This is a genomic window from Roseateles sp. L2-2, from assembly GCF_050613215.1.
GTDB classification, from domain to species: domain Bacteria; phylum Pseudomonadota; class Gammaproteobacteria; order Burkholderiales; family Burkholderiaceae_C; genus Roseateles; species Roseateles noduli.
Genome location: NZ_CP192509.1, coordinates 4,230,997 through 4,242,201 on the forward strand (window position 1 = coordinate 4,230,997; position 11,205 = coordinate 4,242,201).

At 64.8% G+C, this 11,205-nt stretch carries 9 protein-coding genes; 7 read left to right on the top strand and 2 right to left on the bottom strand.

The window, feature by feature from the left end; genetic code table 11:
* Positions 1–88 precede the first annotated feature (88 nt).
* The 5 genes from ACQZ13_RS18945 to ACQZ13_RS18965 all read left to right on the top strand — a co-directional run bounded on the left by ACQZ13_RS18945 (position 89) and on the right by ACQZ13_RS18965 (position 6,229).
* Positions 89–1,030, top strand: a complete 942-nt coding sequence (locus ACQZ13_RS18945; protein WP_431053288.1) for a LysR family transcriptional regulator — start codon at positions 89–91, stop codon at positions 1,028–1,030.
* Positions 1,030–1,878: a metallophosphoesterase gene (locus tag ACQZ13_RS18950; protein ID WP_431047084.1), complete on the top strand. Its 849-nt coding sequence runs from the start codon at positions 1,030–1,032 to the stop codon at positions 1,876–1,878. The genes ACQZ13_RS18945 and ACQZ13_RS18950 overlap by 1 nt, the downstream gene beginning before the upstream one ends.
* A gap of 108 nt (positions 1,879–1,986) precedes the next feature.
* Complete coding sequence (locus tag ACQZ13_RS18955; RefSeq protein WP_431047086.1) at positions 1,987–2,919, top strand: SOS response-associated peptidase family protein; 933 nt, start codon at positions 1,987–1,989, stop codon at positions 2,917–2,919.
* A 56-nt stretch (positions 2,920–2,975) separates the two neighbouring features.
* Complete coding sequence (locus ACQZ13_RS18960; protein ID WP_431047088.1) at positions 2,976–4,583, top strand: polyamine aminopropyltransferase; 1,608 nt, start codon at positions 2,976–2,978, stop codon at positions 4,581–4,583.
* On the top strand, positions 4,565–6,229 hold the full coding sequence (locus ACQZ13_RS18965) for a flavin monoamine oxidase family protein (protein ID WP_431047090.1): 1,665 nt from the start codon (positions 4,565–4,567) through the stop codon (positions 6,227–6,229). The genes ACQZ13_RS18960 and ACQZ13_RS18965 overlap by 19 nt, the downstream gene beginning before the upstream one ends.
* A gap of 260 nt (positions 6,230–6,489) precedes the next feature.
* On the opposite strand, the gene ACQZ13_RS18970 is transcribed toward ACQZ13_RS18965, so the two are convergent.
* Positions 6,490–6,822, bottom strand: coding sequence for a type II toxin-antitoxin system RelE/ParE family toxin (locus ACQZ13_RS18970; protein WP_431053290.1), 333 nt, complete (start codon positions 6,820–6,822; stop codon positions 6,490–6,492).
* A 320-nt stretch (positions 6,823–7,142) separates the two neighbouring features.
* Between ACQZ13_RS18970 and ACQZ13_RS18975 the strand changes: the two genes are divergently transcribed.
* Together ACQZ13_RS18975 and ACQZ13_RS18980 are read left to right on the top strand one after the other, a co-directional pair.
* Positions 7,143–7,955 (top strand): acyl-CoA thioesterase, encoded by an 813-nt coding sequence (locus ACQZ13_RS18975; RefSeq protein ID WP_431047092.1) that lies wholly within the window; start codon positions 7,143–7,145, stop codon positions 7,953–7,955.
* Between the two features lie 116 nt (positions 7,956–8,071).
* Positions 8,072–10,906, top strand: coding sequence for a tetratricopeptide repeat protein (locus ACQZ13_RS18980; RefSeq protein WP_431047095.1), 2,835 nt, complete (start codon positions 8,072–8,074; stop codon positions 10,904–10,906).
* Positions 10,907–10,937: 31 nt separating this feature from the next.
* Here ACQZ13_RS18980 and ACQZ13_RS18985 read toward each other — a convergent pair whose 3' ends face one another.
* The gene (locus ACQZ13_RS18985; protein WP_431047096.1) at positions 10,938–11,189 is read right to left on the bottom strand and encodes a MoaD/ThiS family protein; all 252 of its coding nucleotides are present in this window, start codon (positions 11,187–11,189) and stop codon (positions 10,938–10,940) included.
* Positions 11,190–11,205: the final 16 nt, after the last annotated feature.

Sequence of the window (11,205 nt, forward strand, 5' to 3'; positions counted from 1 at the left end):
GGGAGCGGATGCTAGTCAGACGAGGTCATGACGTAAAATGGTTTAATCTCACGAATCCATGAAATCCGCTCATCAGCGGCTCATCCGAATGCTCGAACGCATCCACCTCAGCATCGTTCAGCAGGTCGAGCGGCAGGGGTCGCTGACGGCCGCTGCCGGCGTGCTGAACCTGACCCAGTCGGCCCTGAGCCACAGCATGAAGAAGCTGGAGCAGCAGCTGGGCACCGACATCTGGCTGCGCGAAGGTCGGAGCCTGCGCCTGACGCAGGCGGGCCAGTACCTGCTGGCCGTCGCGAACCGCGTGTTGCCGCAACTGGATCTGGCCGAGGAACGCCTGGGCCAGTTCGCGCAAGGCGAGCGCGGCGCGCTGCGCATCGGCATGGAGTGCCACCCCTGCTACCAGTGGCTGCTCAAGGTGGTGTCGCCCTATCTGGCTGCATGGCCGGACGTGGAAGTGGACGTGAAGCAGAAGTTCCAGTTCGGCGGGATCGGGGCGCTCTTCGGCTACGAGATCGATCTGCTGGTCACGCCCGATCCGCTGTTCAAGCCGGGGCTGAGCTTCGTCCCGGTGTTCGACTACGAGCAGGTGCTCGTCGTGGCCAAGAGCCATGCGCTGGCGTCGGCGGCTTATGTGAAGCCTCAGCAACTGATCCCCGAGGTGCTCATCAGCTACCCGGTGGACATCGAGCGGCTCGACATCTACAACCAGTTCCTGCTGCCAGCCGGCGTCACGCCCCGGCGCCACAAGGCCATCGAGACCACCGACATCATGGTGCAGATGGTCGCCAGCGGCCGCGGCGTCGCCGCCCTGCCCCGCTGGCTGGTCGATGAATACGCGGCCAGGATGGACGTCGTGCCCGTGCGGCTGGGCCCGCGCGGCATCGCCAAGCAGATCTTCCTGGGCGCGCGCGAGTCGGAGACCGCCATCGACTACGTGCAGGCCTTCATCGAGCTGGCCCGGCAGCCGGCCGCAACCGGCGCGACCACACCAACTTCCACGGCCCCCGCCGCCGCGCGAGGCGCCCACTGATGAACGTCCTCCTCAAGTTCCTGAAGTTCCTGCTGGGGCTGCTCGTCGCCGCCGCGCTGCTGGCGGTCTGGGGCCTCCTGATCGAACCCCGCTGGGTCGCCCATCGCGAGATCGCGGTCGAGGTACCGGGCTGGCGGGGCCCGCCGGGGTTGAAGGTCGCGGTCGCCTCCGACTGGCACATCGCGCACGAGTTCAAGCGCGTCATGACGATCGCGCGCGCCAACGCCATCGTCGACGAGATCAACGCCGCCAAGCCCGACGTCGTGCTGCTGCCGGGCGACTTCATCTCCGGCCGCGGCGAGGACGGCACCACGCCGGAAGACGTGGCCGCCGTGCTCGGCCGGTTGAAGGCCACGCGCGGCGTCTACGCGGTGCTGGGCAACCACGACTGGTGGACCGACGGCGCGCGGTTCAACCAGGCCTTGGGCGCGGCCGGCATCAAGGTCCTGCTCAACGAAGCGGTGCCGCTGCCCGGCACCGACGTGTGGGTGCTGGGCATCGGCGACAAGACCTCGTGGCACAGCGACCCGCGCCGCGCGGTCCACCAGCTTCCCGCCGGTGCCCAGGTGCTCACGCTTATGCATGACCCCGCCAGCGCGCGGGAGCTGCCGCCCCTGCCCGGCCTGACCGTGGCCGCGCACACACACGGGGGTCAGGTCTGGATCCCCTTCGTCGGCTCCGCCGTCGCGCCGCACGGCTGGCCCAAGGACAAGACCCACGGCTGGGTGGACATCGGTGGACGCCCGATCTACATCACCAGCGGCCTGGGCGTCAGCATCTATCCGATCCGCATCAACATGCGGCCGGAGTGGGTGATGTTCAGCATGAGCGGCCAGCCGCAGAAGTAGCGCGGTCAAGGCTCGGCCATAGCTCGGCCACCACTCGTCGATGACGCGGCGACAAGGCCCGCGATTGGGGGACGCGTCCTCCGCCAGGCCGGCGCTAGCATCGACCTCATGTGCTACAGCGCCCGCATCCGTCAGGAGTGGAAGACCTTCTGCGCCCGACTGGGCGTGAAGATCTCGCTGGCCGACTACATCGAGCTGTTCTGGGAACGCGCCGACGGCCGCAAGCTGTCGATCCCCAAGACGATGGAGGCGATGTTCACGGACCCTCGGACGGGGGACGAGCAGCGCGCCTGGGACGCCGTCGTCCGCTACCGCGAGTCGCGGACTGCGGAGGTCGAGCAGGAGCTCTTCGATCTGCGCCGCCGCGTCGCGGACGCCGAGCGCAAGCTCGCCGCGAAGCCCACCAAGTCCGCCGAGGACAGCCGCCGCATCGCGACGAACAAGATCGATCAGCGCCTGCGCTGGCTGGTCGATCTGCGCCGCGACCTCCCGACCGAGGAGCAGGACTCGCGCATCTATCCCGGCTGGTATGTGCCGGTGATCGTCATGGAGAACGGGGAGCGCGTGCTCAAGCCGATGCGCTACCAATGCCGTCCGGCCGGCAAGCCTGCTTTCTTCGACGCCAAGTTCCCGGGCACCTACAACGCGCGGCGCGACAGCCTGTCCGGTTTCTGGAAGGGTGAATTCGGCGTGAGCCACGGCGTGATGGTCGCCGAGGCGTTCTTCGAGGTCGTCGAGCGCGACGGCAAGAAGGTCGTGCTGGAGTTCCGTCCGCAAGGCATGGGCGACATGCTGGTGGCCTGCCTGTGGTCGCGCTGGGAGTCGCCCGATACGCCGGACGAGCCGCCGCTGCTGTCCTTCGCCGCGATCACCGACGATCCGCCGCCAGAAATCGCGGCCACCGGGCACGACCGCTGCGTGATTCCGATCAAGGCATCCCACCTGGATGCGTGGCTGGATCCGAGAGGCGATCTCGACGCCATGCAGCGCCTGCTCGACGACCGCGAGCGACCGTTCTTCGAGCACCGGCTCGCGGCCTGAAGCTGGCCGCCTGAAACCGCCTTGGCTCGCGTGGGCGCGTGATAGCCTCGCGCCCCATGTCCCAAGTGCACCCCGCTTCCCAGGAGCCGCCAGAGCCTCCGGAGCCCACCCTCGACGACGTCCCCGCGCGCGCCTCGCTGCCCGAGGTCCTGCTGCTCGCCAGCGTCTTCGTCATCGCCGCCTGCGGCCTGGTCTACGAGCTGGCCGCCGGCGCGCTCGCGAGCTACCTGCTCGGCGACTCCGTCCTGCAGTTCTCGACCATCATCGGCGCCTACCTCTTCGCGATGGGCGTGGGCTCCTGGCTGTCGCGCTACATCGACCGGCAACTGGTCGCGCACTTCCTGCGCCTGGAGCTGCTCGTGGGCGTCATCGGCGGCCTGATGCCCGCCGCGCTCTTCACCGCGCACAGCCTGCTGCCGCCGTCCCAGGTCGCCGGCTTCCGCGTGCTGCTCTACGGCCTGGTGCTGCTCGTCGGCACGCTGGTCGGCCTGGAGATCCCGCTGGTGATGCGCATCCTCAAGCGCCACTTCCGCCAGCGCTACGCGCTCAAGGAACTGGTGTCGCAGGTGCTGACCTTCGACTACCTCGGCGCGCTGCTGGTCGCCGTGGCCTTCCCGCTGCTGCTGGTGCCCAACCTCGGCCTGGTGCGCACCGGCCTGTTCTTCGGGCTGCTGAACGTCGCCGTCGCGGTGTGGGCGCTGTGGCTGTTCCGCGCGGAACTGCGCAGCTGGCGGTCGCACGCCATGACCTGCGCGGTCTCGATCGGCCTGCTCGCCGCGGCGATGGCCGGCGCGGACCGGCTCAGCACCTGGGCCGAGGACCGCTTCTACGGCGAGCAGATCGTCTTCAAGGAAAGCAGCAACTACCAGCGCATCGTCGTCACGCAGGGCGCGGCGGGCACGCGGCTGTTCCTCAACGGCAACCTGCAGTTCCACTCCCGCGACGAGTACCGCTATCACGAGGCCCTCGTGCATCCCGCGATGGCCGCGCAGGGCGCGCCGCGCAAGGTGCTGGTGCTGGGCGGCGGTGACGGCATGGCCGTGCGCGAGATCCTGCGCTACCCGTCCGTCGAGCAGATCACGCTGGTCGAGCTCGACCCGCACATGACGACGCTGTTCTCGACCATGCCGCTGCTCAAGGGACTCAACAAGGAGTCGCTGCTGAGCCCGAAGCTGCACATCGTCAACGCCGACGCCTTCGGCTGGCTGGAGACGACCGACGAGATCTTCGACGTCATCGTCATCGACTTCCCCGATCCGAGCAATTTCGCGCTCGGCAAGCTGTACACGGCCAGCCTCTACAAGATGGTCGACCAGCACCTGAGCGCCTCCGGCTACGCGGTGATCCAGTCGACCTCGCCGCTGGTGGCGCCGCGCGCGTTCTGGACCGTCGTGAACACGGTGGAGTCGGTCGGTCTCACCGCGACGCCGTACCACGCGCATGTGCCGAGCTTCGGCGAATGGGGCTTCGTGCTGGCGAGCCGGCGGCCCTGGTCGGTGCCGCGCAAGCTGCCGGACGGTCTGCGCTTCCTGAGCATTGACGGTATCCCGGCATTGATGAGCTTCCCGCCGGACATGGCGCGGCCGGAGCACCTTGAAGTGAACCGGCTCTCCAACCAGGTGCTGGTCCACGAGTTCGAGCGCGAATGGGGCAAGCTGCATTGAAGCGCCGCGACCTGCTGACACGGACGCTGACGGCGTCGCTCGCGGCGTCGCTGGTGCCGATGCTGGCGGCCTGCGGGCGCGAGGCGAGGCCGCTCGCCGACCGGCTGGCGGAGCGCCTCGCGGAACTTCCCGGTGGCTGGACCGGCGCGAACTGGGAGCGCGGCCATCGACTGCGCGGCGCCCTGCCCGTCTGGTCGGCAGCCACCGGCACGCCGAAGCGCGCGCAGGTGCTGGTGCTCGGCGCGGGCATCGCGGGACTGGCCTGCGCGCGCAGGTTGAGGCTGCAAGGCGTCGACGTCGCGCTGCTGGATCTGGAGGACCGCCCCGGCGGCAACAGCCGCGGCCATCGCATCGGCGCGGGGACTACGCTCGGCGAAGGACTGCGCTGCCCGCTCGGCGCGCACTACCTGCCGACGCCGGGGCCGGAGGCGGTGGAGGTGCACGCCCTGCTGGAGGACCTGGGCCTCGCGCGCCAGGAACACGGCAAGACCGTCTACGAGGAGCGCTGGCTCTGCCACAGCCCGCAGGAGCGGCTCTGGTGGCAGGACCAGTGGGTCGACGGCCTGCTGCCGCCGGCGGAGTCGCCGGACGTGCAGGCGCAGTACCGCCGGTTTGGCGAGCTGGTCGACCAGGCGCGGCATGAGATCGGCTTCGCGATGCCGAGCACGCATCGCGCGTGGACGCCGGCGCATCAGGCGCTCGATGCGAAGACTTTCGCCGCATGGCTCGACGAGCATCAGCTGACCGCGGCGCCGCTGCGCTGGTACCTCGACTACTGCTGCCGCGACGACTACGGCGCCGATGCGACGCAGGTGTCCGCGTGGGCGGGGCTGCACTACTTCGGCAGCCGTCACGGCTTCATGAGCGGCGAGGAACGCGAGGCCGTGCTGACCTGGCCGCAAGGCAACGGCTGGTTGTCGGAGCGCCTGGCCGCGCCGCTGGCGGACGCCTTCCACGGCGGCCGTACGGCACTGCGCGTGCGCGAGGAACGCCATGGCGTGCAGGTGCTGGTCTGGAACGACAAGGAACAGGCGGCGGAGCGCTGGGAGGCCGATCAGGTCGTGATGGCGATGCCGCTGTTCATCGCGGCGCGGCTGCCGGAGCAAGCGCCGTCCGCGTTGACGGAAGCCGCTGGCGTCATGCGCTACGCGCCGTGGCTGGTCGCGAACCTGCTGCTGGACGCGCCACCGCTGGAGCGGCTGGGTGTGCCGATGTCCTGGGACAACGTCGCCTACGGCGGCGAGGCGCTAGGCTACGTCAACGCGAACCAGCAGGACCTCGATCCGAGCCGCGGCCCGATGGTGCTGACGGCCTACCGCTCATTGCGCGAGTCGCAGCGCAAGGACCTGCTGCAGGACGACTGGCGCGCCTGGAGCGCCCGCGTGCTCGCGGACATGGCGCCCCTGCATCCGGATCTGCCGGAGCGGCTGCAGCGCATCGAACTCATGCGCTACGGGCACGCGATGAGCATCCCGCATCCGGGACTGCGCGGGTCGCAGGCGCTGGCCGCGCTGCGCGAGCGCGCGCACGGTCGGCTCCACTTCGCGCATGCGGACCTGGCGGGCTACTCGGTGTTCGAGGAAGCGTTCACGCAAGGAGAGGCTGTGGCCGCACGGTTTCTGGGCAAGGGTCGCGGGAGCGCATGAGCGCGATCGCTCACGCCTGTGTTCACGGGAACACTGCGTCGACACCCCGGTCCCGCATCATGCGAAGCAGCCTGAGCTCCGCACCTTTGGGCTTGCCAAGTCCTTGCGCCCATCGACGAAGGCGCCGGTCCGTCGTGTTGAGCATTCGAGCCAACGTATAGACGTTGCACGAGGGCTGCTCCAGGAGCGACCGGAAGTCCTCCCGCGTCAGCGGCTCCGGGGGCAGCATGCCCGCATGCTCGATCCTCCGGGCTGCGTCGTCATCGAATGCGCCGCATGCGTGGAGTGCACGACTCAACCGCAGCATCTCCAACACCGTTTCGTTCTTCCTCTTGCGCATCACAGCTCAACTCCTTCAGTTCTTGATTGGCCACGGCCTCCAACAGGCTCGCCTCGTTCATGGCGTTCAACTCGCGCGCCATCTCCGCGCAAAGCAGGCGCGTCCCCGCATCGACGTCATCCATCGCGTTCTTGGCGAAGCCCTTGATGAAGAACCACGGACCGCCTCGGCGATTGGCAACGAGCGCGCGAAATCCGCTTCGCTTGCCAGCCCCAGATCGTGCGATCCGCTTCTTCACCAGTCCACTACCCAGATCTGCGTCTGATCAATCCCCGTGCCATTTCAGCCACAGCGCGGCACAGGTCGCGCTCGCTCAAGACCTGCTTGCTCATCCATCGGCGAAAGCCTTCCACCACGTACACCGATCCGATCACGTCGACCTCCGGCGACACTGCGACGACGATCAGTGCGGTGTCATGCGCTTGGGAATCTCGTCCTGAAGGAGGCCTTCTGTTGGGGGAGTAAATGGACGCTCCTCGGATACAGCCTGCTTGAATCGGTCGTTGAGGTGACATCGGCGCAGGCATTCCCTGCGCAGAATGTGGCCACCTTCGCCGTTCAAGGATTCTTCCGATGCCGCACGACCTCGACCAGGCCATCCTTCTCGCCCCCGCCGGCGGACACCGCTTCGCCGGCGCGACGAATCCGGCCTACGCCAACATGGTCGGACCGTTCGGCGGCACGACCGGGGCGGCGATGCTCAACGCCGCGCTGCTGCATTCGGAGCGCATCGGCGAGCCGATCGCGCTGACGATCAATTTCTGCAGCCCGCTCGCCGACGGCGCCTTCGAGGTCGAGGCCCGCCCCGCCCGCACGAACCGGTCCACGCAGCATTGGGTGCTCGAACTCACGCAGAACGGCGAGGTCGCCGCCACCGGCAGCGCCGTCTTCGCGCAGCGTCGCGAGACCTGGTCAGCCAAGGAGGCCGAGCTGCCCGCGGACGTCCCGCCCGCCTCGGAACTCCAGCCCTTGCCGAAAGTCGGTTTCCTGCCCGCCTGGGTCTCGCGCTACGACATGCGCTTCCTGCCGGGCTTCGGGCCGGGGCCGTTCGACGGCCAGGAGCAGCCGCATTCGATCAGTCGCTACTGGGTCCGCGACGAACCCGCGCGGCCAATGGACTTCCCGTCCCTCGCCGCGATCTGCGACAGCTTCTTCCCGCGCATCTTCGTGCGCCGCCGCAAGCCCGGCGCGATCGGCACCGTGACGCTGACGACCTACTTCCATGCGGACTCGCTCATGCTCGCGCAGCAGGGCGACCGCCACGTGCTCGCGATGGCCAGGGCGCTCAACTTCCGCAACGGCTACTTCGACCAGGCCGCCGAAGTCTGGAGCGACGACGGCCAGATGCTGGCCAGCACGCATCAGATGGTCTATTTCAAGGAATAGTTGAACGCTCGGAATTTCAGCATCCTTGAAACGCCCCGCAGACCAGGGGTTGGCTCCCCCCCCCTACACGAGGCTAGAGTCTTCTGCCAAATTCAGAACGCCGGGGAGGCGACAACATGCAACACGTCCTTTGGACCCGTGCGGCAGTCAGTTCAGCACTCTATGTCGGGACGTGGGCTGTCGCGGCACCGACCAGCTCGCAAGCGCCGACTGTCGCCACCGAAATTTCCCAAGGCCTCAGTGTTGCAAAGCAGTTCCTCGACACGTCTTTCTCCATCGCATCGCAACTCTTCCTACTTATAGCCCTGGGGTTTCTGGCATGGATATTCATTCGCGAGTGGCGGCGCGACAGCCTGGTCATTGAACCTTTCGATGTACCGAAGGACTTGCAAGATGTCGGCCTCACCGGCACCGTGCTCTCTCAGTTGATTTCAGATCATGTCGCGATTCTCCAAAGAACCGCGCGCATCGATGACGACGAATTCGATATAAATTTTGTCGAACTCCCGAAGCTGCAGGTCGACCTGCAGTTGCCAGGGATCGCGCTTTCATTGAGAAGCGCGATCAGATATCTCCGGCAACTGTTGGGACGTCACGACAACCGGCTACTTGGAGAAGTACTGAAGCGTGAAGACGGATATGCGATCCGTCTCCGACTCTCTTCTGGCCGCGCGCGTGACGTTTCAACTCGCTTTTCGAGTATCGAGTCACTAGAACCAGCATTAAAGGCAGCCGCAGAGCTAGCGATTACCCTTTCAAATCCGCTAGAGGCCGCCTCAATATTCTTTGGCGAAGAGAGTCGGTCCAACAATTTCTCGAAGACATTAGACGCTCTCAAACTACATTTATCCTCGACGCCGGCCGCTACGCATCAAGACGCATATGTATTATGGGCCTCAATCCATCGTCGCCTCGGCGAGGAAGTGGAAATGGACAATAAGCTCCGGCACGCCAGACAAGTTGGCCCACCAACTTGGAGAGGACAAGCTCGTGGCGCAATGGGCCCGAGGCTCTGCATTTTTCTCGGCGGCCTGTTACGTGAACGACAGGATTTAGATGGAGCACTGCGCCACTTCCAACTGGCGGCTGCGGCCCAACCTTCAAGAAATGTATCCGCATTGGCGAGCATTGGCTTTGTATATCTAGATCGAAACGATCTTGAGGCCGCCAAACTCTGGTTCCGAAAAGCAATTGAATGTCGACCGAATTCGAGCCGGGGATATCGTGGCCTTGCACTCGTGGCAGGCCGTAACTCAGATTTCACAGATGCGCTCTACTGGATTGATCGCGCGATTGATTTAACCCCAAGATCTTGCTGGCCCAGACTCAACCGAATCGAATTTTTGCGATCAACGCGCGAGGATGCGCGGGTGATTCATGAATTAGAAGTACTGAAGACGATCGACCCATCCTTTGGCCCCCTCTACCGAGCCTGGGGAGATCACTTACTCGGGCAATATCAGTTTGTCGAAGCGGTCGACATGTACGAGCAGGCGATTAGACTAATGCCCAGAGACATCGGCAGCCATGGTCGCCGCGCAGAGGCACTTCTTGAGATGGGACGACTTGCAGATGCACGACAGGGAATAGACGCGTTGCTCTCTATCGCCCCGAAGCATCCAGATGCACTTTTGGCGGCGCACTCCGTGCTGTCGCGGGTCCAAGAAGCAACTGTCGCAAACGACTGCATCAATCGAGCACATCAGATCGCACCTTGGAACCTGTGGGCGACATGTCGAATCAGCGGAGCCTTGTTGATGGCAGGCCGCTTGCGCGAGGCTATGGCCCAACTCGACGCCCTTCCAAAATCGATACAGTCTAGACCGGACGTAATGATTTCGAGGGCTCGCATTCATCGTGCGGCGGGTAATCCGGGCACGGCGCTATGGTTTACGCAGCAAGCAAGCAAGCTCGCACCTTACCATTCTGGCTTTCATGCTGAGAGAGTGAGATCCCTGGTAGATTTCGGGCGGAGGACTTCTGCTCTACAGATCGCGCGGGAGTTCTGTAAACGTTGGCCACAAGATCTTGAAGGCTGGAGGGCGCGCGCAAATGTTCACAGAGCTCGGGAGTCCAACTTACCCCTTAGACATGAGCGTTCTATGCTCGCGGCAGGTCTAGCAATTGAAAAAGCTTTGAAGCTACATCCTTTGCACGCCTGGACACGTCTAGACTGTGCAGATTTGCTGCAACGAAAAGGGCACATCGATGAGGCGCATGCGATTCTAGATTCCGTGGTCAGAACACATCCGTTCCTAGGAGCAGCATATATCTATCGGGCTCAGGCGATTCTTGCATCCGGTGGAGATGACTCGGATGTGGAGACGCTGTTTAGAAAAGCAGTCGCGTGCGATGCCCCTGGAGCTTGGCATGCATACTTAACCAATATGGCACGAACTGACGGGTCGCGCGCACTACTTTTTGCGCGCGATGCCTCCGCCGCTTGCCCACAGTCTCCAATGTTCGTCGATATTCTTATCCAACTGATAGAGAAGATCAAAGGGAGAAGCGACGCGATTGCTGAATGCATCTTGCGAGCGCGCACTTTCCCTCCGGAGTTCAGTTCAGGATTAAAAATTCGACTCGCAGAGCTTTATCGCGGGGAAAAGCAGTATTTCGCCATGTGGCGCACGGCAAACGATATCCTTGAAAGATTCCCTCGCCATTTCTTAGCGCTGATGACGGCTGGAGACGCAGCCATTCGAAATAATGAGTTCGCGCTGGCACGTTCGCACTTCTCAATAGCACAGCAGGTCAATCCGGAATCCCCGATGCCGAGCATTGGATTGGCGGAGTGCATCGGCCAGCACGAAATGCAGCGCGCACTAGAACTTCTCGCAGAAATTGAAAGGCACTTCGCCCTTCGACAAGACGTCAAGGCCGGCATCAATGCCGCAAGAGCTCGATTGGAGCGCAGGAATCAGAAGGCGATCGAGCCAAGTAAGTCCTAAGCCCGAAGAGTTGTTGCTGACAACAATGCCGTTACCCGCCGGTGACCGGCGGGAAGAACGCCACTTCCGCGCCGTCCACGACGGCCGTGTCCTCAGGCAGGATCTGCTGGTTCAGCGCGCAACGGATCGCGCGGCCGCGCGCGAGCGCCTCCGCGTGCGCCGCGTCGCTGGCGATCAGCGCATCGCGGATCGAGCCCAGCGTCGCGCCGGCGTGGTGCGGAAAGCGCTCGTCGGTCCCCAGAGCCTCGCGCAGCGAAGCGAAGTAGCGCACGGTGATCGTCATCTCGGGTCGATTCTTC